This window comes from Mycolicibacterium alvei (assembly GCF_010727325.1).
Lineage (GTDB): Bacteria > Actinomycetota > Actinomycetes > Mycobacteriales > Mycobacteriaceae > Mycobacterium > Mycobacterium alvei.
In genome coordinates this window covers 2,679,960-2,704,872 of sequence record NZ_AP022565.1, presented here as the reverse complement: position 1 = coordinate 2,704,872, position 24,913 = coordinate 2,679,960, and the positions used below count along the sequence as shown (strand labels likewise).

General features: G+C 66.4%; 20 protein-coding genes. 12 read left to right on the top strand and 8 right to left on the bottom strand.

Translation table 11 applies throughout. The annotated features are described in order from the left end of the window. Window positions 1–121 precede the first annotated feature (121 nt). Entirely contained in the window at window positions 122–1,030 is a 909-nt protein-coding gene (locus G6N44_RS12930; protein WP_179964518.1) for a cutinase family protein, read from the top strand. A 6-nt stretch (window positions 1,031–1,036) separates the two neighbouring features. Here G6N44_RS12930 and G6N44_RS12925 read toward each other — a convergent pair whose 3' ends face one another. The 3 genes from G6N44_RS12925 to G6N44_RS12915 form a co-directional block, all read right to left on the bottom strand. After that, window positions 1,037–1,324 (bottom strand): hypothetical protein, encoded by a 288-nt coding sequence (locus G6N44_RS12925; protein WP_163664527.1) that lies wholly within the window; start codon window positions 1,322–1,324, stop codon window positions 1,037–1,039. After that, entirely contained in the window at window positions 1,321–2,490 is a 1,170-nt protein-coding gene (locus G6N44_RS12920) for an inorganic phosphate transporter (RefSeq protein ID WP_163664525.1), read from the bottom strand. Before G6N44_RS12920 ends, G6N44_RS12925 begins: the two co-directional genes overlap by 4 nt. Before the next feature lie 80 nt (window positions 2,491–2,570). Then, complete coding sequence (locus G6N44_RS12915) at window positions 2,571–3,017, bottom strand: hypothetical protein (RefSeq protein ID WP_163664523.1); 447 nt, start codon at window positions 3,015–3,017, stop codon at window positions 2,571–2,573. A 145-nt stretch (window positions 3,018–3,162) separates the two neighbouring features. On the opposite strand from G6N44_RS12915, the gene G6N44_RS12910 reads away from it, so the two are divergent. Beyond that, window positions 3,163–4,323 carry a DUF7159 family protein gene (locus G6N44_RS12910; RefSeq protein WP_163664521.1) on the top strand — a complete coding sequence of 387 codons (1,161 nt, stop codon included), beginning with the start codon at window positions 3,163–3,165 and terminating at the stop codon, window positions 4,321–4,323. Here the strand turns inward: G6N44_RS12910 and G6N44_RS12905 are convergent. Continuing rightward, window positions 4,307–6,253 (bottom strand): SNF2-related protein, encoded by a 1,947-nt coding sequence (locus G6N44_RS12905; RefSeq protein ID WP_163664519.1) that lies wholly within the window; start codon window positions 6,251–6,253, stop codon window positions 4,307–4,309. The two genes, G6N44_RS12910 and G6N44_RS12905, sit on opposite strands and share 17 nt — an antisense overlap. Before the next feature lie 183 nt (window positions 6,254–6,436). Here G6N44_RS12905 and G6N44_RS12900 point away from each other — a divergent pair, with 183 nt between their 5' ends. Next, window positions 6,437–6,679, top strand: a complete 243-nt coding sequence (locus tag G6N44_RS12900; RefSeq protein ID WP_163664517.1) for a hypothetical protein — start codon at window positions 6,437–6,439, stop codon at window positions 6,677–6,679. A gap of 27 nt (window positions 6,680–6,706) precedes the next feature. Then, window positions 6,707–8,482, top strand: coding sequence for a molybdopterin-dependent oxidoreductase (locus tag G6N44_RS12895; RefSeq protein WP_163664515.1), 1,776 nt, complete (start codon window positions 6,707–6,709; stop codon window positions 8,480–8,482). A gap of 369 nt (window positions 8,483–8,851) precedes the next feature. On the opposite strand, the gene G6N44_RS12890 is transcribed toward G6N44_RS12895, so the two are convergent. Continuing rightward, complete coding sequence (locus G6N44_RS12890; RefSeq protein WP_163664513.1) at window positions 8,852–11,227, bottom strand: lysylphosphatidylglycerol synthase transmembrane domain-containing protein; 2,376 nt, start codon at window positions 11,225–11,227, stop codon at window positions 8,852–8,854. 246 nt (window positions 11,228–11,473) lie between these two features. Here G6N44_RS12890 and stpK7 point away from each other — a divergent pair, with 246 nt between their 5' ends. Next, window positions 11,474–13,273, top strand: a complete 1,800-nt coding sequence (stpK7, locus tag G6N44_RS12885) for a serine/threonine protein kinase StpK7 (RefSeq protein ID WP_163664511.1) — start codon at window positions 11,474–11,476, stop codon at window positions 13,271–13,273. 14 nt (window positions 13,274–13,287) lie between these two features. On the opposite strand, the gene G6N44_RS12880 is transcribed toward stpK7, so the two are convergent. After that, window positions 13,288–13,962, bottom strand: a complete 675-nt coding sequence (locus G6N44_RS12880) for a sensor domain-containing protein (protein WP_235683021.1) — start codon at window positions 13,960–13,962, stop codon at window positions 13,288–13,290. Window positions 13,963–14,496: 534 nt separating this feature from the next. On the opposite strand from G6N44_RS12880, the gene G6N44_RS12875 reads away from it, so the two are divergent. The 4 genes from G6N44_RS12875 to G6N44_RS12860 all read left to right on the top strand — a co-directional run bounded on the left by G6N44_RS12875 (window position 14,497) and on the right by G6N44_RS12860 (window position 19,354). Next, on the top strand, window positions 14,497–15,630 hold the full coding sequence (locus G6N44_RS12875; protein ID WP_235683020.1) for a glycosyltransferase: 1,134 nt from the start codon (window positions 14,497–14,499) through the stop codon (window positions 15,628–15,630). A 38-nt stretch (window positions 15,631–15,668) separates the two neighbouring features. Continuing rightward, window positions 15,669–16,646: a glycosyltransferase gene (locus tag G6N44_RS12870; RefSeq protein ID WP_163669887.1), complete on the top strand. Its 978-nt coding sequence runs from the start codon at window positions 15,669–15,671 to the stop codon at window positions 16,644–16,646. Then, window positions 16,643–18,121: a glycoside hydrolase family 130 protein gene (locus tag G6N44_RS12865; protein ID WP_163664504.1), complete on the top strand. Its 1,479-nt coding sequence runs from the start codon at window positions 16,643–16,645 to the stop codon at window positions 18,119–18,121. Before G6N44_RS12870 ends, G6N44_RS12865 begins: the two co-directional genes overlap by 4 nt. A 129-nt stretch (window positions 18,122–18,250) precedes the next feature. After that, a complete protein-coding gene (locus tag G6N44_RS12860; RefSeq protein ID WP_163669886.1) occupies window positions 18,251–19,354 on the top strand; it encodes a fatty acid desaturase family protein in 1,104 nt (367 codons plus the stop codon). A 172-nt stretch (window positions 19,355–19,526) separates the two neighbouring features. Here the strand turns inward: G6N44_RS12860 and G6N44_RS12855 are convergent, their stop codons facing one another. Further along, window positions 19,527–20,201: a glycoside hydrolase family 25 domain-containing protein gene (locus G6N44_RS12855; protein ID WP_235683019.1), complete on the bottom strand. Its 675-nt coding sequence runs from the start codon at window positions 20,199–20,201 to the stop codon at window positions 19,527–19,529. A 388-nt stretch (window positions 20,202–20,589) separates the two neighbouring features. Here G6N44_RS12855 and G6N44_RS12850 point away from each other — a divergent pair, with 388 nt between their 5' ends. Together G6N44_RS12850 and G6N44_RS12845 are read left to right on the top strand one after the other, a co-directional pair. After that, window positions 20,590–20,802 carry a hypothetical protein gene (locus G6N44_RS12850; protein ID WP_163664502.1) on the top strand — a complete coding sequence of 71 codons (213 nt, stop codon included), beginning with the start codon at window positions 20,590–20,592 and terminating at the stop codon, window positions 20,800–20,802. 78 nt (window positions 20,803–20,880) lie between these two features. Further along, on the top strand, window positions 20,881–22,269 hold the full coding sequence (locus G6N44_RS12845) for a cytochrome P450 (protein WP_163664500.1): 1,389 nt from the start codon (window positions 20,881–20,883) through the stop codon (window positions 22,267–22,269). Between the two features lie 76 nt (window positions 22,270–22,345). On the opposite strand, the gene G6N44_RS12840 is transcribed toward G6N44_RS12845, so the two are convergent. Then, window positions 22,346–23,518 carry an FAD-binding domain gene (locus tag G6N44_RS12840; RefSeq protein WP_163664498.1) on the bottom strand — a complete coding sequence of 391 codons (1,173 nt, stop codon included), beginning with the start codon at window positions 23,516–23,518 and terminating at the stop codon, window positions 22,346–22,348. A gap of 449 nt (window positions 23,519–23,967) precedes the next feature. On the opposite strand from G6N44_RS12840, the gene G6N44_RS12835 reads away from it, so the two are divergent. Continuing rightward, window positions 23,968–24,660, top strand: coding sequence for a TetR/AcrR family transcriptional regulator C-terminal domain-containing protein (locus tag G6N44_RS12835; protein WP_163664496.1), 693 nt, complete (start codon window positions 23,968–23,970; stop codon window positions 24,658–24,660). Window positions 24,661–24,913: the final 253 nt, after the last annotated feature.

Genomic DNA, 24,913 nt, shown 5'->3' with positions numbered 1-24,913 from the left:
AGTCTGAGCGGATGTCGGATGCCCTGGCTCACTTTTTGAGGGTTCTCGTTGGTTCTTGAGGGAACTCTATGTTTCACATTCTCGGAGCGCGCGTAAAGCGTTGCTGTGCCACCCTGAATTGATGCGGAAGCGCGGAAGTGCCGCTGTGGTTGCCGTCCTGGCGGGGACGGCTTCCATGATGAGCACCGTGGCGATGCCGTCCGCCAGTGCGGCACCGTGTCCCGATGCCGAGGTGATATTCGCCCGCGGCACCATGGAAGCGCCCGGATTGGGCGATACCGGCGAGGCGTTCGTCAACGCGTTGCGCGCCAACGTGGGCACCAGATCGGTGGAGGTCTATCCCGTCGATTACCCGGCCACCACTGACTTCCCCACTGCTGTCCAGGGCATCGCCGACGCGCGGACGCGCATCATGACCACCGTTGCCAATTGCCCGGACACCAGGATGGTGCTCGGCGGGTTTTCCCAGGGTGCGGCGGTCGTCGGCTTCGTCACGGCGAGCGTTGTGCCCGAAGGGGTTTCACCGGCAGACGTGCCTGCACCGATGCCGCCGGATGTTGCTGACCACGTGGCGGCCGTTGCGTTGTTCGGGAAACCGTCGCCGCGATTCATGAGGGTGCTCAACGATCCCTCGGTGATTGTCGGGCCGAACTACACCGCCAAGACCATCGACCTGTGCGTCGACAACGACCTGGTGTGCGACCCGAAGGGCCGAAGCTTCGGCATCCACACCCAGTACGCGGAAGCCGGTCTGGTGAGCCAGGGCGCGGCCTTCGCGGCGAGCAGGCTTCTGGACGACTGGGCGCAGCAGGCGATCGAGGCGGCTCCGCCGGCCACGTTGGTCGGTACCGGCCCGTCGCAGCCGTCGCGAGTCCCGCCCGCTCAGCCCGCGCAACACATCGGACCGGCGCCGCAGAACCTTCCCGGGCCGGCCCCGGTGCAGAGCCCCGCAGTGCCGACCCCGGCCACGCCAGCTGCACCCCAGCCGAGGGCGCCGGGCCCGGTCGTCCCGCCGATTGCGCCGGTATAGCCGGGCTCAGTGGTGCGCGTTATCGCCGAATAGGTAGACGCCGGTGTGATGGCCGATGAAGTTGTTCGCGATGAACAGCACACCGGCGGCCACGACGACCAGCACCAACGCGAACATCGCCCAGCTGAGGCCCACCAGTAGCCGGCGACGGCCGGCGGCCGCGGGGCCGTCGGCGATGTCGCTCGCGATGTGCAACCGGACGCCGATCGCGAACAGCGTGGGCACCGATGCCCCCACCACCAGGCCGAAGAGCAGGATCTTGCCGACGGCCACGAGGTTGATCCAGTTGGTCATGTGAATGCCCCGCCCGACTTGCCTTCGCCCTTGCCCGCGACCGCGGTGAGGCTGCCGTGCCAGGCATCGTTGACATTTCTGTGGTCGATCGGCGGTTTGCGTGACTTGAGCCAGATGGGCACCATCGCGGCGATCAGGGCGATGAACCCGACCAGCGGCCCGGCAAAGCCGCCGATTCCGTGCACCAGGAAGTAGGTCAGTGCACCCACCAGGCCGGCGGCGGGCAGGGTGATCAGCCAGGCAGTGGCCATCTTGCGGGCGACGCCCCAGCGCACCTCGGTGCGCCGGCCCAGTCCGCTCCCGAGGATCGACCCGGTCGCGACGTGGGTGGTGGACAGGGAGTACCCGAAGTGGCTGGAGAGCAGGATGGTTGCCGCCGACGAGACTTCGGCGGCCATGCCCTGAGGAGCTTCGGTGTCGACCAGCCCCTTGCCGAGGGTGCGGATCACGCGCCAACCACCCGACAGCGTGCCGAGGGCAATCGCGACGGCGCATGCCACGATCACCCAGAACGGCGGCATGGTCGCGGATTCGTCGACCGCGCCGTAGGAGATGAGGGCCAGGAAGATGATGCCCATCGTCTTCTGGGCGTCGTTGGTGCCGTGCGCCAGGGAGATCAGGGACGCCGAGCCGATCTGGCCGTAGCGGAACGCGGCGATCGTGCGGTCCTTGGGTAGGTCGCGGATCACCCGGTAGACAAGCCAGCTGGCGATGCAGGCCACCACGCCGGCGATCAGCGGAGAGAGCACCGCGGGTGCGATGACAGTTGAGACCACCCCGTGCCAGTTCACGCCGTGGCCGCCGACCGCGGCGATCATCGCGCCGACGATTCCGCCGATGAGTGCGTGTGACGAGCTGGACGGGATGCCGAGCAGCCAGGTGAACAGGTTCCACAGGATCGCGCCGACGAGTCCGGCGAACACCAGTTCCAGGGTGACCAGAGCGGCATCGACCAGGCCTTTGGCGATCGTGGCCGCCACGGCGGTGGACAGAAAGGCACCGACGAGGTTCAGCAGCGCTGACAGCGCCACGGCTGTCCGCGGTTTGAGTGCTCCGCTGGCGATCGACGTCGCCATCGCATTGCCGGTGTCGTGGAAGCCGTTCGTGAAGTCGAACATCAGGGCGGTGAACACCACGATGCACAGCAGGAGGAACTGCAACGACACGGTAAACAATTCTCGAACACAAACGCTATGGAGACGTAATTAACTGGCTGAGTTCTCGATCACTTTTGCAGGCCCCGGTCTCAGCGTTTCGGGATGTCGACGCCCAGCAGTTTGAGTCCCTCGTTCATTCGGAGGTGGGCCTCGTCCATGGTGGTGCCCAGCTTCGTCAGCCGGGCCGAACTGTTTGCCGGTGTCAATGCCTCGCATTGGTCGGCCATGCTGCGGAAACCGTCGAACCCGTCCCCGAGGGCGGCGTTGACCTGGACGTCGGGCCCGGGCAGGACCTTGGGCTGAACCGAGTCGACGTACTTGCGCAGGTCGGTGCATGAGTTGTGCAGTGCGCCGTAGTCGGTGACGGGAGCCGTCATCGCGTCGCCGATCGGGCCGAGTTGTGTGCCCAGTCCGGATACCGCGGCGATCACCGCCTGGCGCCATTCATCGTCCACCGGGGCCGCGGTGGGGGTGCCTGCGACGGCGCATCCGGTGAGTACCGACGTGGCGGCCACGACGGCAGCGATGTACCTCATATGCAGCGAGCTTATGGGGTGCAACCGTTCCAGCGCGGCGCGATGCAGCGCGGGGGAGTTTGCGCGTAGATCGCCGCACTCCCGTGTAAGCGGCGTCACACCGGTAACGTGGCTGACGACTGACTAGGCAGATCGGGGGATCGGGATGGATCTCGTGCTCGGCCTCGCGATGACTTCGAGAGCCGTTCGGTGGGTGCTCGTCGAAGGCACGACGGGCGAGGGGCGTCCGGTTGACCGCGGCGCGATCTCCCTCGATGACGTCGCCGATTATGACCCCGACGGCCTGCTGCGCGGACTGGTGGACGACACCGAACTCGAGGGTGGACATCGCCTGCACGCGATCGGCGTGACCTGGACGAATGATGCTGCGCCGCTGGCCGGCCGCATCATGCAGTCCCTGGACACCCGGGGCTACGGAAATGTGTTCGCGGTGTCGGAGATCGAGGCGGCGGGCATGTTGGCCAGTGGCATCGCCGAGATCACCGAGCACGACGACATTGCGGTCTGCGTCGTCGAACCCGACGCCGCGGTGGTGGCGATCGTGACGCCCGACGATGTCAGTGCCGACCGCATCGAGCGTTCTGAGACGGTCGTCGCCGACATCGCCGGGCTCCTGGCCCTCACCGGCCGGCCGATCAGTGCCCTGTTCATCCTGGGTTCCGATGCGGACGGTCCGATCGTTGCCGCCCTGGCCGAGTCCATCCCGGCCACCGTGATCACCGCCAACGAATCCGATCTGGCGTTCGCCCGGGGAGCGGGGTTGGCTGCGGCGCTCGCGGTCAATACCGCTGCCGCGCCCGCCAAAACGGTGCACTGGACCAAGGTCGGCGCGCTGTCGTCGGTGGTCGGTGGTGCGTTGGTGACGCTCGTCGTCGCGACCTCGGCGGCGATCGGTCTGCATCTGCATCCGGGAGCGGTTTCGGAGACCGCGCAGGCCGCCGGCATCCACGAGTCGGCCCCCGCGGCCGGGCCGGCACCCAAACCGGTGCAGAAGCCGGTGGACAAGGCGGCAACCAAGCCGGCACCAGCGGCCCCGCCGCTTACCCCCGCGGCGCCGCCGCCCACCCCAGCTGCCCCGCCGCCGGCGCAGGCGGTCGAGGCGGCCAACCCGCCGGCGCGCCAACCGCCCGCGCAGGTCGCGCCGCCCGCGGCTCCGGCACCTGCACCCGCGCCGGCCTATGTGCCGCCCGCGCCGGTTCCGGTGTACAGCCCTCCGCCGTATGTGCCGCCGCCGGTGACCTATCCGCAGCCGCGGCTGCGGGACCGGATCATCGAACGCATCCCGATCATCAACCGTTTCCACTGAACCTGGCGGTGAGCCCGGCCCGGGCCAGCCGGGCCTGTTCGGCCCGCACCACCTCGTCCTGATGCGGTGGGGCCTGGTCGGGATGCTGCGCCAGGCGGCGGATCGGTTCGTCGACGGTGCCCCTGGCCAGCAGTCGGTAGACGCGCACGGTGTGCAGTTCGCTGAGTCGCTGGGTGCGTCCGATCACCTGCCGTTCGGCGCGCGGCTGCCACTGAGGTTCGGCGATGATGAACACCGCCGGGGCGTTCAGCCGACGCAGGTCCAGCTTGCCGGCACCGATGTGGGCCAGCAGGGTGGCCGGACCGCGGTCGGTGGCGAAGGCGTCGACGACGGCCTGCTGATCGGGTACTGACGCGTCGATGGTTCCGAAGACATTGCCCGGCAAGGCTTTCCGAATCACCTCAAGCACGGCGGGAAAGTGGGAGAACACCACCACCCTGGCCCCGTTGATGTGGGCCTCGTTGGCGAGCTCGACGAGTCGGTCCAGTTTGGCCCCCGGCGCCGGCGAACCGGACGGCCAGGCACCCTGCCGGATCGCGTTGAAGTTGCCGCTGGTGACGGCCTGGCGGTAGCGCTCGCGGTCCGCCCGGGTGGGCCGTACCCATTCCTCGGTGGAAATCCGCGCCGGGAGTTCGTCGACCACGTCGCGGTAGTCGCGTCGCAGGTACACCCGGTCCACGGCGCGGCGGAATGCGATCGATCCGCGGTCGCCCGCGTTGGGCGCCACCTTGCCCGCGACGTCGGGTTGCAGGAAATCGGCGAGGTGGCGGAAACCGCCGATCCGTTGGTGCATCGGCACACCGGACAGGAACAGCACGCGGTTGTCGGAGGTCAACACGTTGCGGACGGCGCGGGCCCGGTCCGATTTCGGGTCGCGCAGCAGGTGTGCCTCGTCCACGATGACCAGGCCGGGCCGTTCGGGCAGTTTGATGCGCGCCACGGTGTCGTAGGAGACGATGGCCACGCCGCCGGAGGTCTTCCAATTCTCAAGGCGGGCATCGCGTTCACTGCCGCGGATCTCGACCGCCCGCAACGCGGTGTGCTTGGCTGTTTCTGCGGCCCAATGGATTCCGGTGTTGGGCTGGCAGATCACCAGGGTGTGGCGCAGTTGTTGCGTGGCGGCCAGGTGGGCGACGACCGCCAATGCCTGCAGGGTTTTGCCGAGCCCCAGGTCGTCGCACAGCAGGACCCGTTCGCGTGCTACCGCATAGCGGGCGCCGAACTCCTGGTAGCCGCGCAACTCGGTCTGCAGTAGGGAACGGTTCAGCACGGTCTGCTCGACCTGCGCGGCCACCTCCGCTCCGACAAACCCCTGGGCGGCATCCACATCGGTTGTGCCGGAAGAGAATTCACTCAGCAACTGGTCGATCGGGCGCGGGTCGGCGCGGTATGAACTCCACGGGTCGCCCTGGGACTGGTGGGCCTCCTCGATCCGGTCGAGCAGCTCGCCGACCGTTTCCCGCAACTGATCGGAGGCGCTGTGGCTGCGCAGTCGCGGCATCAGCCGGCGCAACTGCTTGACCGGTGCATCGGCGTGAACCAACGTCAGCAGCGAGGTGAGTAGCTCGGTGTCTTCATTGCGTAGCTGGGGGCGCGTGCTGGTGCGGATGTGCTCGGCCATCGCCTGTGCCGCGGCCTGGACGGATTGCGCAGCCTCGATGTCGACGCCGGGGACCTGGGTCAACAGCCGGGCCGGCACGGTGTGGATGTCGGCGACCGTGCCGTACTCGGAGTTGGCCAGCCCGCCGAGACGGGCGCCGCGTGCCAGGTAGGGGCGCAGGTGCTCCAGCGGTGCGGCCTGAAGTGCCCGGGTGACTACCTCGTCGGTGCCGGCGTGGATACGGTCGGCGATCTCGGCCCGAAGTTTGCCGATTCCGGCGAGCGCCGCATCGGCACGGCGGATCAGCTCGGTGGGGTCGGCGCTGTCCATAGCAAATCATCATTGCACCTCACCGGGGTGGCTGGCAGCGCCGGTTTTGTTCGCTCGGCAGGACTTCGGTGCCTTGCTCTTCGCAAAGTTCTCGCCTGCGCTCACATTCGCCTCAGGGAATCCCCAGCTGGCGGGGCTAGCTTGAAGGTGGACCATACAAAAACATATGGAAGGTGGCGGATCATGCGAATAGTTCCTGCCGCCGCGCTGGCCACGGCCGGTGTCGCGGTGTCGCTCATCTTGGCGCCCCTCGCGGGAGCCGTACCGGTACCGACCGGCAGTCAGCACATCGAGCCGGCTCCGCAGTCGTGTACCACCACCAACGTCGGTAGTGAGTGCATCTCACCCGGCAACGCGCAGATCAACGATGCTCCGCCGTTCGTCAACAATTTCCCGATGTACGGGAACTTCCCGTGGATCCTGTGATGCGCGCGGTGATGAGGAGGTCGGGGCATGGCCGTCGACAACCAGTTGGGGGCGTTGCTGGACAGTGATCGACCGGCTGGGGCGCTGCGCGAACGTGTCGATGAACGGCGGTTCGCCGGCGGCATCCCCCAGGCACCTGCCCGGTTCCCGTCGGTGCGGTTCGGCCGGCACTGGGTCAACGGATTGTGGCTGGTGCTTCTCGGTGCTGTCGCATTGGTCGTCGTGATCGCGGTGGCTCAGCGACTCCGGCAGTACGGCTGGATGCAGGACTTCCTGACCCGCTATCCGGGCACGTCGACCAGCTATGCGCCCGCGGTCACCGCTGGTTTTCCGGCGTGGCTGCGCTGGCAGCATTTCTTCAACATCGTCTTCATGATGTTCATCCTGCGCTCCGGGTTGCAGATCCTGGCCGACCATCCGCGGCTGTATATGAACTCGGGCTGCCGGCCGGGCACGGAGTGGCTCCGGTTGCGCGGCGAGGTGCCCGGCGATCGGCTGGACAAGGACGACGCGCCACGGTTGTGGACGTCCAAGGACGACGCGGTGGGCCTGCCGAAGTGGTTGGGAATTCCGGGTATTCGTCACTCGATCGGGCTGGCCCGGTGGTGGCACTTCGGCTTCGACCTGTTGTGGTTGGTGAACGGAGCGGTGTTCTACGTGCTGCTGTTCAGCACCGGGCAGTGGCAGCGGATCGTGCCGCAATCGTGGGATGTCTTTCCCAACGCACTCTCGGCCGCGGTGCAGTACGCATCGCTGAATTTCCCTCTGAACCAGGGCTTCACCGTCTACAACGGCCTGCAGGTGCTGGCGTACTTCATCACGGTCTTCGTTGCGGCGCCGCTCGCGTTCCTCACCGGCCTGCTGCAGGCGCCGGCCGTGGCCGCGAGGTTCGGCACGGGCCGTGGACCGCTCAATCGCCAGGTCGCCCGCACCGTGCATTTCGTGGTGTGGCTGTGGATGGTCGGCTTCATCGTCGTCCACGTCACCATGGTGCTCAGCACCGGCGCGTTGACCAATCTCAACCACATCACCCTCGGCAGTGACACCCGGTCTCTCTGGGCGCTGGTCGTTTTCGGCGTGGCTGGGTTGATTGTGATCGGGTTGTGGCTGGTCGCAACACCTTTGACGCTGCGCTATCCGCGGCTGGTGCATAACGTGGGGCGGGTCACTGTCGGCTGGGCCAAGGCCTGGATGGAACGGACCCATCCGCGGGCGACGTACCGGGACAAGGACATCACCCCGTACTTCTGGGCCAACGGCCGACTGCCCGACAGCGACCAGTACCGCCGGCTGCAGGACGGCGGCTGGTCGCAGTACACGCTGCGGGTGGCGGGGCTGGTGGCCAACCCGGTCGAGTTTTCCTACGCAGAGTTGTTGGCACTGCCCAAACATGAGCAGATCACCCAGCACTACTGCATCCAGGGCTGGTCGGGGGTGGCCAAGTGGGGCGGTGTCCGGATGACCGACATCCTGGCGTTGGTGCAGCCGCTACCGGAGGCGAAGTGGGTGGTGTTCTACTCGCTTGCCGACGGGGCCGAACCCGGTCATGGGCGTTACTACGACTGCCACCGGATCGAGCACATGCGTGAACCGATGGCACTGCTGGCCTACGAGATGAACGGAGAACCGCTCAGCGAGGCTCACGGCGCGCCGCTGCGACTACGCAACGAGTTGGAGCTCGGCTTTAAGCAGGTCAAGTGGATCGAGGCCGTCGAATTCGTGGCCGATTTCCGCGAGGTCGGTTGGGGCCGTGGCGGATACAACGAGGACCACGAGTACTTCGGGTATCGCATGCCGATTTAGCCGGTTCGGACCGATGGCCGATGTGCCCGCCTGTTAGCGACTTTTCAGCGACAATCGCAACACCAGTAGCTCTTGTCTCGTCAAACCCATTGTCGCTGAGCGTTTTCGCCAATCCAGTGCCATGGGCCTCATCAGTCCCACCCGTCCAGTGCCCAGCTGTCAGCGACACTGTCGCTGACAGCTGGGCAACCCGAATTCCGTTGCTTACGAGGCCAATGCGCATTTGAGTGACGCAAGTTCACATCGCACACGTGACCAACGGTGCTCACGGTATGCATGTGGCGATTGTCGCTGAGTTGTCGCTCACAGGCGGGCAGGTCGGTATGTGCTCGCCGGCCGCGACACGCCGACGCCACGCCGGCACCCGGCTCAGATCATGTCGTTCTTCGTCAGCCAACGCATCACCGGCCAGCCGATGAACACCGGCAGCCAGCAGGTCAGCACCCGGTAGAGCAGGACCGCGGGCACCGCGATCGCGGCGGGGACACCGAATGCCGCCAGACCACCGATCAGGGCCGCCTCGACGGCGCCGACACCGCCGGGGGTGGGGGCTGCCGAGGCCAGGGTGCCGCCGACCATCGTCACGACCGTGACGGTGACGAATGAGGTGGTGCCGCCGAACGCCTCGACACTGGCCCACAGTGCCAGGGCCGCACCGAGAGTGGTGCCCGCCGCGCCCAGCACGATCAAGGCGAGCCGTTGGGGTTCGCGGGCCAGTTTGACCAGGTCGGCGGTGACCTCTTCGAGTTTGGGCCGCACCGAGGATGCGAGCCAGCGTCGCAGCTTCGGCACGGCCAGGAACGCGCCGATGAGTCCGAGCGCGAGCCCGGCGATGAGATACAGGATCGTGGAACTCGGCACGAAGTGCGACAGGTCGGCCGACGCGCCGGCCGCGGTACTGAACAGGATCAGCAGGAACACGTGCACGATCACCTGCACCGACTGTTGCAGGGCCACCGCGGCGGTGGCGCGTGTCGTGCTCAGCCCGCCCTTCTGCAGGAACCGGGTGCTCAATGCCAGCCCGCCGACGCCTGCGGGCGTGGTGGTGGCGGCAAAGGTATTGGCCACCTGCATGATCGAGAGGTTGCGGAAACTCACCAGCCCGTCGGCGCAGGCCCACAGTGCGGCGGCCGCGCCGACATAGGTCAGCGCCGAGACGGTCAGCCCGAGTGCGGCCCATGACCAGTTCACGGTGCGCAGTTCGGAGAAGAACGTCGGCACGGTGCTGATGAACGGGTAGGCCACATAGACCAGGGCGCCCAACAACACCAGCTGGATCACCTGGTTTCGGGTGAACCGCGTGATGGTCTCGGTCTGGATCTGGTCGGCACCCGTCTGGCGTTTCACCTCGTCGCGGGCTGCGGCCATCACGGCCTTGGCGTCGGGAACAGCGTCACGGACCCGGGACGGCACCGCGGCCTTGGTCAGGCGGCGTGACGCGGTCAGCACGGTGTCGCGGCCGAACGCCTCGATCGCCGCGGTCACCGCAGATTCCGGGGTGTACAGCGCCGTCGTGGTGACGAGCAGTTGGGCGATGTCGGACTGCAACTGGGCGTCGGTGGCGCCGTATTCGGCGCTGCCGAACCCGCCGAACAGCACGGCGCCCTCGTCGACGGTGATCTCCTTGCTGTGGAGATCGCCGTGGGAGATCTGGTGGTCGTGCAGGGTGCGCAGCGCGTTCCACACTCGCCCGACGGTGATCTCGTCGGTGCACTGGTCCAGCGGGATGCCGCGTTTGCGGTTGTGCGCGTAGAGCGTCCAGCCGCGGTCGAGCGCGGCCATCGACATGGTCGAGGTGCTGGCCAGGCCCAGGTCGCCGATGGCTATCGCCATCAAGGCCCGGTGCTCGACGGCGCGGCGCATCGAGGTCTGCAGGGGCGCGGTCTCGTTGGAGCGCAGGCGCAGCTTTCGCCACACCTGACGGACGGCGCCGCCGCTCTGTTGGTTGGGGCCGTAGAGCTCGACGACGGCGCTGGAGTCCGGATCCAGCGACGCCGCGTCGAGCGTCAGCGGGCCGGTACCGGCCGGGCGCACCACGGTGAACGCCGAGACGACGAAGCCCCGCCGGGCCAGTGCGCGCACCGCGCCGTCGAGCGGGACTTCCAGCGCGGGGGTACCGACGATCCACACCACCAGGGCGCCGACGAACCAGCCCGCGGACAACCCCAGCAGTGAGCGGGCCGGCACCACGGCACTGACCACGAGGTGGATGGGGACGAACGCCAGCAGCAGCGTCCACCACCAGCGGCGTAGCCGACGGGACAGCCACGGCCCGGAGACCGTGAGCACCGCGGCGAGCATGCCGATCCAGCGGGGGTCGTCGAGGAACTGCGACAGCTGCGAGTCGAGCCGGTCGGACAGGTCGAAATGCCACTTGGGGGCGGCGATGCCGTTGGCGGTGATCGACAGCGAAACGATGGTGATCAGGGCCGCGGTCGCATAGGCGCCCAGCAGTTTCCATTGCCGCCCGAGTACCAGGCTGACCAGGATCACGAACGGCAGGGCCAGGATCGCGATGCCGTACGCGAGGTACACCAGATTGGACTGGGTGGGGGTCAGCACGCCGACGATCTCGGAGATCGACTTCTCCAACGCCACCCACTCGTAGCGGGTGATCAGCGAGCTGGTGATGACGGTGGCCAGGAAGATCGCGGCCAGCGCCAGACGCAGGATGTCGTTGGTACGACGGGTCAGGGGTTGCAGCAGGCTGCCGGTGACGGCGATATCCCGTCCGTCGACGCGCATGTTCCCCCTTTCCGGCCGTTATCGAGACGCACTATCAAAGCCCGCGACCAAGGTAGCGGGATCGCGTGCCGATATCGGCATTTGGTGGTGATCTTGACCGTTACGAGTTCACATCGGTCTCACCCGTCACCGCGGGCGACAATTTTTGCTCGCCGGATGTGATCTACGCCGACAGAGGCACACAACGTGATGTAGCTTCGATCGACATGCCGACGCCGAATTGGCCGGTCCGGAGGAGTTGAACGGGTGGATTCGACCCCATTCGGGCACTATCAGCTGAAGAAGCTGATCGGTCGGGGCGGAATGGGTGAGGTTTACCAGGCCTACGATTCCGACACCGACCGCATTGTCGCGCTCAAGGTTCTACCGCCGCACCTGGCGCAGGATTCGACGTTTCAGGAACGGTTCCGTCGCGAGTCGCACGCCGCGGCGGGGGTGAGCAATCCGCATGTGGTGCCGATCCACGGTTTCGGCGAGATCGACGGCCGGCTCTATCTGGACATGCGGTTGATCGAGGGCCGCAACCTCGGCGTCATGCTCACCAAGACCGGCAAGCCGCTGGACCCGGCCTTCGTGGTCGGGATGGTCGAGCAGGTGGCCGAGGCGCTGGACGGGGCGCATGCCGCCGGACTGATCCATCGGGACGTCAAGCCGTCGAACATCCTGATCGCCGACAACGACTTCGTGTACCTGATCGATTTCGGGTTGGCCCGTACCGCGGGCGACTCGGGCATGACGACCGCGGGCAGCACCCTGGGCACGCTGGCCTACATGGCGCCGGAGCGGTTCGACGGCGGCAAGGTCGATCCGCGTTCGGACATCTACGCATTGGCGTGCGTGCTCTACGAATGCCTCACCGGGGAACGGCCCTACCCGTCCGACAGCCTCGAACAGCAGATCGCCGGGCACATGGTCTCCCCGTCACCGCGAGCCTCCGACAAGGACCCACGCCTGGCGGCCTTCGACGAGGTGATCGCCAAGGGTATGGCGAAGAAACCGTCCAAGCGCTATCAGAGTGCCGGGGCGCTGGCGGCGGCGGCAAGGGCCGCGCTGCAGGTCCCGGTGCGTACCACCGGACGGTCGGGGCGCCATTCGGCACAACGGGTTCCGACCCGGGCGCGAGTGTCGAAGAAGATGGCTGCGATCGCCGGCGCGACGGTCCTGGTGGCCGGCCTGTGCGCGGTGGGGGTGTGGCAGCTGCGCGGGAGCGGTCCGGACCGGGTGGCCAATGCAGCCGGTTCGGCGGGGTCCGGTCCGGTGCAGGCGCCGACGGGTGCGGTGGACGAGATCGCGAGAACGGTGCCGTCCGACATCCGTGACTCCGGCCGGTTGGTCATCGGGGTGAACGTGCCGTATGCGCCCAATGAGTTCAAGAATTCCAGCGGCGAGATCGTCGGTTTCGACATCGACCTGATGAAGGCGGTGGCTCGCACGATGGGGCTGGTGCCCGACTTCCGTGAGACAGGGTTCGAGGGGATCCTGCCGTCGGTGCACGACGGCAACTTCAACGTCGGCATGTCCTCGATCACCGACACGACCGAGCGCGAGCAGCAGGCCGACTTCGTCACCTACTTCCAGGCGGGCACGTTGTGGGCGCGGCGGCCCGGCTCGTCGGCGGACCCGGGTTCGCCGTGCGGGCTGCGAGTTGGCGTGGCGTACAGCACGATTCAGGACACTGCGGAGATCCCGGCCAAATCGGATGCCTGCGTGGCGGCGGGGCTTCCTCCCGTCGAGAAGGTGGTGCGCACCCATCAGGATGAGGTGACGGCCGCGCTGATCGCCGGCGAGGTCGACGCCATGACTGCCGATTCACCCGTCACGGGGTTCGCGATCAAGCTCAGCGGCAGTGCGTTGGAGCCCGCCGGCGACGTGTTCGACTCGGCGCCCTACGGGTGGCCGGTGGCCAAGGGGTCGGGTCTGGCCGAGTCGTTGCGGTTGGCGCTGGAACACGTGATGGACACCGGCGAGTACCGCACCATCGCGACGATGTGGGGTGTCGAAAAAGGCATGATCACCCAACCGGTGATCAACGGGGCCTTCCAGTAACTGCGCTCGGGTAGTCAGACCGCGTTGCGCCCCGCGATGGCCTTGGCGAGTTGTACCACCTGGTTATCGGTGAGGTCGGTTCCGGTGATCCGCACGTCGACCACCAGGTTGCCCACGGACAGGATCGCGCGGCGGCTGCCCTGCTGCGGGCTGGACGGCGTCTGCTCGTTGGTGACGTCGACATCGTCGACGACGCTCGGGTTGCCGAGCATGAACGAGCTGGGCTGACGGTCGCCGGTGTAGGTGAGCTTGAGCGTGTCACCGGCGCATTGCCGCCAGGAGTCCACCGTGCGGTTGACGAGAGACTTTGCCGCGGCGGGTGTATCGAAGGCGGTGACGGCCTGATCGACTTCGAGGTCATCGCCCTCGTCGGCGAACAGTGATTCGCGGAACTGCCGGAATCCGCTGTCGCGGTACAGCTCGTCCATGGCGTTGCCGATGACGGCCAGGCACACCGGGCGTGAGGCGCGCTCGTCGGCGTCGAGCCTGGCGGGCTGACGCAGCGCGGTCTTGGGGCGCAGGCCTGAAGTGCCCAGGATCGTATTGAGTTCTGATTCGCTGGCCAACATGCTGCCGAGGACGTCGACCTGTGAGCCGGTGTCGTCTTCGGTTTGCTTGGTGCCGCAGCCGCTGAGGACAGAACCTGCCAGTGCAATGGCCGCGATGGCCGCTATCTCCGCCCGCTTCACGTCCATCTCCCCCCTTGATCGTGTTTGCTGATCGTATAGGGTCGGCGGGGTCAAGCGTAGCGCTCGCTGTTGCTCGGGGTCCGGTGATCACACCGGCCACAGCAGTACCTCGAGAGTCGGGGACGTACCACCGGTTGGGCGGTGCCGACGGGGGTCTGCGCAGTTGACAATACCTGCGGTGCGGCGTTGACTGGTGGTCTGGCCCGGATCCCGCCACTAGGCACAATCGATCCAATCGCTAGCGGAAAGCAATCAGTTTTCTTGCGGTATCGCGAAATTCGGTTCAGTTCATTCACGTCGGTCTTGATGTGCTCGGAGTGGCCCGAGATGTCGGCCGCGAGCCGAAGCGAGGGCAGTCATTACGCACATCACCGAGCCGAGGGTAATCGGCAACCACGCAGACATGGGGCCGTCGAGGCCGAAAGACACTGACGAGTCGGAAGTCTCGGCCGCCGCGGAAGTGCTTCTAGCTCAGATCATGTCGGTTTCATCTTGAGTGCACCGTCGGTTCTGCATTTGCCCGACCCTCCACTGGTGAGCGCGTATCCCGACCCTCTCAGGGTTGGAATCCTCAGCACATATCCGCCGACTCCCTGCGGTCTGGCGACATTCAGCGCAGCGCTCACGGTCGGGTTGTCCGCGACCGGCGCGGAAGTGAGTGTCGTCAGGGTCTCCGATGGTTCGCCGTCTGGCGACGGTCGGGTGGTCGGAGAGCTGGTCAACGGATCCGCGGGGTCGGTCGCGGCCAGTTCGGATCTGCTCAATCAGAACGACATTGCCGTCATCCAGCACGAGTACGGCATCTACGGGGGATCGGACGGTGACGAGGTTGTCGACATCCTCGGTGACCTCGATATCCCGTCGATCGTCGTCGTGCACACCGTTCTCAAAGATCCGACGCCCCACCAGCGTTCACTGCTTGAAGTAGTGGCGGCGCTGGCGGACCGGGTCGTCGTCATGTCTGAGTCGGCCCACCAACGGTTGTGTCGCGGCTTCCACGTTGACCGGCACAAGGTCACCACGATCCCGCACGGAGCGATGGTCCCGGCACCCGCGCAGACCAAGCGCAGCGGCAGGCCCACCCTCTTGACCTGGGGGTTGCTCGGACCGGGAAAGGGTATCGAGCGAGTCATCGACTCAATGGGCGACCTGCATCGGCTCAACGGCCGACCACGGTATCTGGTGGCCGGTCGGACGCACCCAAAGGTGCTCGCCGCCGATGGCGAGGAATACCGCGACTTCTGTGTCGAGAAGGCGCGGTCGAGCGGCCTGGCCGACTCGGTGCACTTCGAATCCGGCTACCTCGGCGCGTCGTCGCTGAGTGCACAGCTCCGGGCCGCGGCCGTGGTGGTGCTGCCCTACGACTCGACCGAGCAGGTCACCTCCGGGGTGTTGGTCGACGCGGTTGCCCATGGGCGGCCCGTTGTCGCTACCGCCTTTCCGCATGCCGTCGAGCTGCTTGGGAGTGGGGCAGGCATCGTGGTCGAGCACGGGAATCCGGAGGCGCTCACCTCCGCTCTGCGCAGCGTGCTCACCCAACCACGCCTCGCCGGCGCAATGGCCGCCGAGGCTCGTCGGTTGGCGCCCACGATGTCGTGGTCCGTCGTCGCCAATGCGTACCAGTCGACGGCACGGCAGATCCTGGCCGATCGATCGAAACGCCGGTGACCGAACTGCCGATTCCCCGGTTCGACCACCTGCTGCGGATGACGGACGGCAGCGGAACCTTCGAACATGCCTTACTGGCTGAACCGAGAGTCGAAAATGGTTACTGCACAGACGATATGGCGCGCGTACTGGTTGTCGCCACACGTGCGCCCGGTCCTGACCGGGACCTGAACCGACTCGCGGGGGTGGCGATGCGCTTCCTCAACGAGGCGCAGACCCTCACCGGCGCTTGCCACAACCGGATGGACAGTACCGGCGCGTGGGTCGACGAACCGGCGTTGGAGGACTGTTGGGGGCGCTGCCTGTGGGGCTTGGGAACCGCCGCTGCGCACAGTGATGTCGGCATGGTCCGCCAGATGGCTGTCGGTCAATTCACGCGCGCCGCGCAGCAGAGGTCGATATGGCCACGGGCGATGGCCTTCGCCGTACTGGGAGCGGCTGAGCTGCTCTCCGCCCACCCCGGGCACAGCGCCGCCCTCTCACTCATCACCGACTACGTAGTCGGTATCCCTGCCCCCACCGGAAACCCGGACTGGCCCTGGCCCGAACCGAGACTCACCTACGCCAATGCGGTTCTCGCCGAGGCCATGATTGCCGCGGGCGTCGCGATCGACGACTCGGCGCTCTACAACCGGGGTCTGGACCTGCTGGCATGGTTGGTCGAGCGCGAGACGGCCGACGATCACCTGTCGGTCACGCCCGCCGCTGGCTGGGGCATCGACGACCCTCGGCCGGGATTCGACCAGCAACCGATCGAGGTGGCCGCACTGGCAGACGCATGTGCCCGGGCCGCTGCTGTCGATCCGAGCGCCATCTGGCCAGAAACCGTGCGGGCCGCTGCCGCCTGGTTTCAGGGTGTCAACGATATCGGCGAGCTGATGTGGGATCCCGAGACCGGTGCCGGATTCGACGGGTTGCACGCCGACGGGGTGAACCGCAACCAGGGTGCCGAGTCGACTCTGGCAGCGCTCTCGACTTTTCTGCAGGCGCAACGCTTCTCTCACACCACCCCATGACGTCGATCCGGCCGGTGGCACTCACGCGCAGTCCGCAGTGGTTGAGAGCTGATCATTCGCGGGTGATCACACAGCTGTTCGTTCCGGGCCAAGAGGGTTTCGAACATCAGGAATCCCGGGCGGGCAAGGTTCTCACGCGGATCCTGGAGCTGGATGATGCCCAGACGCTGGCGGTGCTGGACGATGTCCTTCTCAGCTACGGTGACCGCCACCGCGGACTCACCGATACGTTTCGGCGTCACGCCGCCGAAGTGGCCGACCGGCTGGCTTCCGGTTCGAGGCTGTCCGATCCTCGAATGTTGTTGCTCGGCGCGGTGTTCACCAACGAATGCGCGATCGAGGGTGCTGCACTGTGCAACCCCAGCATCGTCGTGCATCCGGATCAATCCGGAATCGCCACGGGCAGTGTCAGATTCGTCATGAGCGTGCGAGGGATCGGGGAGGGGCACCGGTCTTCGATCGGTTTCCGGACCGGCACCGTCGATGATGCCGGCCGCGTCGTGGTCGACGACCCGGTACCGTTCGCCTCCGTCGGTCCGAAGGTGCCGACGCTCCTCGATGCGGATGTGTTCCGCAGCGAGCTGGCCTGGCTGCACGGCGGCGGCGAGGCGTCCGACTACGTGCTCGATGCGCTCGGTGATCAGTTCACCCGTGCCGACTTGGATGAGCGACTCGAGCAGTTGCAGCGGCATCGCAGCACCCGACCGCATGCGGCGGCGACGATCGAGTTGATCCGAGCGATCGCGGATCGCGCGTACGGGGTCGAGTTCTCCGGCGATACCGCACTGTCCGAACGTGTGCTGTGGCCCGCTACCGGCGCCGAGGCCGCCGGGATGGAAGACGCGCGCTTCGTACGTTTCGTCGACGACGGCGGCGCGGTTACGTTCTACGCGACCTACACGGCGTACAGCGGTTCGCAGATCAGCCAACAGCTTCTTGCGACCACTGATTTCCGGTCGTTCACCTCGGTGCCGATGGTCGGGCAGGCCGCAGCGAACAAAGGACTTGCCCTGTTTCCGCGCCGGATCCGCGGACGATTCGCGGCCATGTCGAGATCCGATCGGGAATCGAACACCATCGCCTATTCGGACCACCCGGCGGTGTGGACGAGCTCCATGCCGTGCCAGCAGCCGAGGCAGCCCTGGGAAGCGCTCCAGTTGGGGAACTGCGGTTCACCCATCGAGACCGAGGATGGTTGGCTGGTGCTCACTCACGGCGTCGGACCGATGCGCATCTACCGGATCGGGGCCATCCTGCTCGACCTGGACGATCCGACCCGGATTCTCGGTCGTCTCACCGAACCGCTGCTGAGTGCGGCGGACGATGAAGTCGACGGCTATGTCCCCAATGTCGTGTACTCCTGTGGCGCGCTCGTGCACGCCGACACCTTGGTGTTGCCCTTCGGGGTCGGTGATGCCGCAATCCGCATTGCCACCGTGTCTTTGCCCGAACTGCTGGGAGCATTGCGTGCGTAGTGCAGCATGGGTACCGGTCAGGGTGCTCGACCTGTTGTGGTGGCAGGGATCCGTATCACCACCTAGGCTGAAAGCACTTACACCCAGGTGGCCCGGACACTGCCGCCCTACACAGACGGACCGGGGATTCTGACAGTCAGAGACATTGTGGTGTTCGCGAAGCTGAGTGCAGCGGATATCGATACGATCGGCGCCGAGTTCGACACCATCCGTGGTGACATCGAAAAGTCTCTCGGCGCGAGGGACGCCGCGTACATTCGGCGCACCATCGTGTTCCAACGGACGCTCGACGTGGCGGCACGGTTGCTGATCGCGGGCACTCGATCAAAGGTCGGCCTGCTGGCGGGGACGGCCGCGTTGGCCTACTCGAAATCCGTGGAAAACATGGAGATCGGCCATAACGTCGGCCACGGCCAGTGGGACTGGATGAACGATCCCGAGATCCACTCCGCCACCTGGGAGTGGGACATGGCGGGTCCGTCGGCGCAGTGGCGCTACTCGCACAATTACCACCATCACATGTTCAGCAACGTGCTGGGCGTGGATGATGACCTCGGCTTCGGCGTCCTGCGGATGAGCCGGGACCAGCAATGGGAACCTCAGCACCTGGTACAACCGCTGCGAAATGTGCTGTTGGCTGTGGTCTTCGAGTGGGGCATCGCGTTACACGACTTCTACTCCGCTCGAGATCGGGCGGACACCGAAGACGGAAAGAACGCGGCGCGGCAGCTGTTGCGGGCCAAGATAGGCCGCCAACTCGCCAAAGACTACGTTGTCCTGCCGGCGCTGAGCCTGCGCCGCTGGAAGCGGACCCTGGTCGCGAACCTGACCGCCAATGTGCTGCGCAACGTGTGGGCGTATCTGGTGATCTTCTGCGGTCATTTCCCTGACGGCGCCGCGAGGTTCGGCCCGGAAGTGCTGCACGAGGAGAGCCGCGGCGAGTGGTATCTGCGGCAGATGTTCGGGGCGGCGAACTTCAAAGCCGGTCCGGTACTGGCATTTTCCAGCGGAAACCTGTGCTATCAGATCGAGCACCATCTGTTCCCGGACCTGCCGAGTAATCGCATGCCCGAGATCAGCCTGCGGGTGCGCGGCGTGTGTGAGAAGTACGGCCTGCCCTACGCCAGTGGGTCGCTCACCGGCCAGTACCTGCAGACGCTGCGGACGATCTTCACACTCGCGCTACCTAATGGGGGGTGGCGATCACTGTTCGGAGCGGCGCCACCCACCTGACCGGGATCCCGAAAAGGAACGTCACTTCTGCAGTCCCTGTGCCGTTGGTGGTCGAACAGGGAGAAGCTGTCGATCAGCGGGCGGCGCGCCCTCTACCCCCAGTACACGCCGTTATCGGGGCTGTGTCAACGTGGCCGGGATCAAAGTTGTAATCCATTGTGGTGCAGTGTATTCAGGTCAGGTCGGTGCCTACTTGCGGTGAGGTGGCGACGCCGCAGGCCGCGGCGAACTGCACCGGGGTGAGACCGTCGGCGGAGTTCATATCGCAGTTGCCGAAGGGCGGCGCCCCCTGAGGTAGTCCGAAACCGAACCCGCTGCCGTCGGTGTATTGGTGGGCGACCTTGCCGGGATAGTCGGGGTTGCTGCCGTACGCGGCGACGATGAGCCGGATGCCGCTGGGCTTGGTGCGCCACATGTTGTTCAGATCACCGACGTTGCCGTAGCCGATGATGCGGGCGCGGTCGCCGGCGTAATCGGCCAGATTCCGGTACAGCAGGTTGATCCAATCCGAGCCGTCGCCGCGCGGGTTACCGCCCTGCTCGACGTCGAGCATCAGCGCGATACGCGGGTGCAGACCGCCGTTGGCGTCGATCATCGCGCGCACCGTGGTGGCGTTGGCCGGCCAGTTGGGCCGGCAGTAGGTGTACACGATGCCGAACACCAGCCGTCCGGAATCCAGGGCGCGGCACATCCAGGCGTAATTGGCCGCGAAATTGTGGTCTCGGTACGTGCCGTCGCTGACCCGGATCGAGAGCACCTGGTACGGGTAACTGTCGTCGACCGGGCGTTGCCACTCGGAGACGTCGGCGAACAGGGTGTCTTTGATGACGGCGGCGGTGTCCACCACCCGTGGGGCTCGGCCGGTCTTGCGCCGTTTTCCCCTCGGGACCCTTTGATTCACAGCACCACTCGCCATGGTCGTACTCCTATGACCAGCGTAGGCCGTTCGTTTGCGTTGTGGGCGGCCGGTAATCGCCGGTCCAGTTCCTCTGCCGCCGATTTCTACCTCACGGTCGCTCGTCTTCGCGGTCAACGACCCGGGGGTGGAAACCGGCGCAGCCAGAAGCGGCGCCCGCCGGTGCGTCTGTTGGTTCCCCCGATTGGGGGACATGGGATTCGTCCGGTCGATGGGCCGGTCGGTCGATACAGCCGCGGGTCGGAACGGCGCATTCTTATTTCAACGCCGGAACCCACCGGATGACAGACCAAAAGCTTTATCCGACAAAGGAGTCGACATGAGCACCCTCACCCGCCGCATCGCCGCAGGCGTCACCCTGGCCGCCGCACCCGCGTTGATCGCCCTGGGTGCCGCCACCGCTCACGCCGATTCCGCCAACCTGAACGCCGGGCCGTCGGTCAGCTCGCATCAGGCCTTTCCCCATCAGCACAACATGCCCCAGCCCGGCTCGGCGACCCATCACCACCACCAGCGCAACCACGCCAAGTAGGACTTGGGGAGGCAAGGCCCGGACGCTACCCGGCGTCCGGGCCTTCGGCTTGCCGTCACCGGCTCGTATGGTGGGGCTATGGGTGGTACCGCGTCACTGCCGCCGGGGCCGCCGCTGCCCCGGGCGATACAGGCCGGATTGATGCTCCGTTACTGGCCGCGGTTCGTATCGGCCTGCCGGCGACGCTACGGCGACGTATTCACGCTGCGAATCGCCGCGATGGGCACGATGGTGTACCTGGCGGATCCGGCCGACATCAAGGTGGTCTTCGCCGGAGATCCGACAATCTTTCATGCCGGAGAGGCGAATTCGGTACTCAGTACGCTGCTCGGCGACAGTTCGGTGCTGGTGATCGACGAGGACGAACACCGCGAACGCCGCAGGCAGATGCTGCCGCCGTTTCACCGCGACGCCGTGGCCCGCCAGACCGAGATCATGGCCCAGATCGCCGCGGAAAACGTCGCGAGCTGGCCGGTGGGCACGCCTTTCGCGGCGGCGCCGAAGATGGCCGAGATCACCCTCGAGGTGATCCTGCGAACCGTCATCGGGGCGTCGGATCCGGCCCGGCTGGCCGCGTTGCGGGAGGTCATGCCCCGGGTGCTCAGTGTCGGCCCGTGGGAGACGCTGGCGATCGCCAGCCCGGGTCTTCAGCGCCGGCGTCCGTGGCGGACTCTGCAACGCAACATCGAGACGGCCGACCGGCTGTTGTACGCCGAGATTGCCGATCGGCGCGCCGACCCGGAACTGGCGACGCGCACCGATGTGCTGGCCATGCTGGTGCGTTCCGCCGATACGGCCGGACACACGATGACCGACCGTGAGCTGCGCGATCAGCTGATGACCCTGCTTGCCGCCGGGCATGAGACCACCGCGACCGCGCTGTCGTGGGCGCTGGAGCGGTTGACCCGTCATCCCGCGGTGCTCGACAAGGCGGTGCGGGCTGCGCGTACCGGCGACGACGAGTACCTCGACGCCGTCGCGAAGGAAACCCTGCGGATCCGGCCGGTGGTGTTCGACGTGGGCCGCGTGCTCAAGCAGCCGGTGGAGGTGGCCGGCTACCGGCTGCCGGCCGGGGTGATGGTGGCCCCGGGCATCGGGCTGGTGCACGAACGCGACGACGTGTATCCCGACGCCGACCGGTTCGACCCGGACCGCATGCTCGGCGTGACGCTGGGGCCCACCACCTGGTTCCCGTTCGGCGGCGGCAACCGCCGCTGTCTGGGGGCGACGTTCGCGATGGTCGAGCTGCGGGTGGTTCTGCGCGAAATCCTATGTCGGGTAGATCTTTTCACCACGACCGCCGCGGACGAACGACAGCAGGTCAAGCACGTCACGCTGGTACCGGACCGCGGGGCGCGGGTCTGTGTGCGGGCGCTGCAGGAGGCGCCGTCCGGCGCTGTTGCGAGCCGTTCTGCCGCGGGTGGTCACACCAGTCACATCTGCCCCGCGGAGTCGGGTGATATGTGAGTTCGAAACCTGGTACTACCGGTGATACCAGGTTTCGAACTCATACATCACCTCCACAGCCGGGGCGGCAAAAAGGTCAGCCGATCCGGTAATCGGGCAGGTCTAGGTTGTCGCGCAGACTGCCGGCGAACAGCCCCGCCACCGGGCGTCCGAGGTTCATCGCGCGCATCGCGACATCGCGGAACCACAACCCGAACCGGGTCCTGGTGGCGAAGAAACCCAGCAGCCGTTCGGCACCGGCCTGCTTGCTCTCGATGAACGGCCGCAACAGCGACTCGTAGCTCTCGAAGGCACGGCGGTGATCGTCACCGGCGCGGGCGAGTTCCCCGGCCAGGGCGTACGCCTCGGTGATCGCCAGCCCGGTGCCCTCGCCGCCGAGTAGGGAGATGCAGCCTGCCGCATCACCGATCAACAACACCCGGTCGTCGGACCAGCGGTCCATCCGGATCTGGCTGACCACGTCGAAGAAGAGATCCTCGACGTCGTCCACCGCGGCCAGGATCTGCCGGGACTCCCATCCGGCCTCATCGAACTGGTTGTGTAACTGCTCTTTTGGTGTCATGCCGTGGTTGTCGTGCTCGTCGCGGAACACGAACAGGAACATGGTGCGGTTGCCGCGCAAGGTGAACTGACCGATCTGGCGGCCCGGAACGCTGTACGTGAGATAGGTATCGGACGTCCCACCGCGGTAGCCGTCGACCACACAGGCGGCGACCTTGCAGCCCAGGTAGTGCTCGAAGCGCTCCTCGGGCCCGAACACCAGGCGGCGCACGTTGGAGTGCAGGCCGTCGGCGCCGATGACCAGGTCGAAATCGTCGGCAGGCGCGTTCTCGAACGTCACCCGGACCCGGTCGGGACGCTGGTCGATGCCGGTGATGCTGTCGTCGAACAATGTCGGCAGGGAACCCTCGACCGTGCGGTAGATCGCGGCGGCCAGGTCGCCGCGGGGCAGGCTGGTGTAGTCGTTGCCGACCATGCGACGGAACACGTCGACGCGGAGTTCGGCACGGGTCGCGCCGTCAGGTCCGAGCGAGCGCACAGATCCCACGTCATAGCCCGCATCGCGGATGGCGGCTTCGATGCCCATCTTTCGGGTCACCCGGTAACCGATACCCCAGAAGTCGATCATGTAGCCGCCGGTGCGGAAAGCCGGCGCCCGCTCGATCAGCGTCGGGCTGTGGCCGGTGCGGAGCAGCCAGTGCGCAAGCGCCGCCCCGGCGACCCCGGCCCCACTGATGGCTATCCGCATAGCAATTCGATGCTACGCGAGTCGCGGCTGCGGGCGTGTTTGCAAAGAAAGGCCCGGACGGGTTACGTCCGGGCCCCTCCTTCCCCCTGGCTTATCTGGCGAGCCGAGTTGACGGCGGCTCAACGCCTCTTGGGGTGTAGAACTTCCTCGGTCGAGTGTGCGTCGCGTGCGTTGTCCCGCTTGGCTGCGCGTTTCTCCTTGAGCGACTTCCCTGATTTCTTGGTCATGCTCTGCCGTGGCGACTTGTCAGAAATGGTCGGCCCCTTTGACTTGGGGGCCTGTGTGGTCCCGATAGCTCGACCCTACGCGCGGTTCACTGCACCCGCAACGATGTATGCCAACAGTGTTGACAGCCGGTGGGGAGATGGTGATGCTGTCAATGATGTGGGCACCCATTGCGGGCGTGCGATGTAGTCTCGCGCTCCCAGCCATTTGGAGGAGTCGTCACGATGGCTAAACAGGCGACCGCGGCACGGCGTGGTGTGGACGGCCAGATAAACCGTTCGGTGATCCTGCAGGCTGCACTGCGACTGGTGGACCGCGACGGCGTCGATGGCCTCTCGATGCGCCGGCTCAGCGAGGAGGTCGGCCGGGATCCTGCCGTGCTTTACCGGCATGTGCCCAGCAAGGCCGCGTTGCTCGACGGGGTCACCGAGATGGTGATCGGCCAGCTGCGCATCGACACCGCCGATCCAGACTGGGCCGGCCAGCTACGAACGGCGGCGCACAGGTTTCGTAAGTTGGCCCTGGATCACCCAAATATCGTGCCGCTGATGGTGACTCGTCCGCTGGCCACCACTCTGGGGCGGCGTCCGCCGGGGATGCTGCGGCCACTGGAGGATGTCCTGACGCTGTTGACAGCAGCCGGATTCTGCGGGACCGACGCCCTGTACATCTACCGAATGCTCTTCGGCTACCTGCACGGCCACATCCTCACCGAGTTGCAGGAGGTCGTCGAACGGCCAGAGGAGTCCGACGATGTGCTGCGGCTGGGTCTGCACCGGCTGTCCATCACGGAGTTCCCGCAGGTGCGCGCACTGGCCTCCGCGCTGGGGTCCTACGACGGCGCAGCCGAACTTGACCGCGGCCTCGACGTGCTGCTCATCGGGTTGGAGACCACCATGGGCCCACACCCCGGCTGAGGACCGTCCCGGCAGCGGGGCGGTCCTCAGGCAGGAGGCTATGGGGTCAGGTTCACGGTCACTCCTCCCGAGAACATCGAGTCGTGCAGCTCGATGGGGGCGGGCGGATAGGGAGTGCTCATGTCGGTTCCTTCGTGTCGGGTGCCTGGTATCCACGCCAGGCGAACAGGTGAACGTACAAACAGCCACCGACAAGTGCGTGGACTCGGAAACCGGCGCCCCGATGTCCAGCCGAGCGTCAGACTCGCGTGCC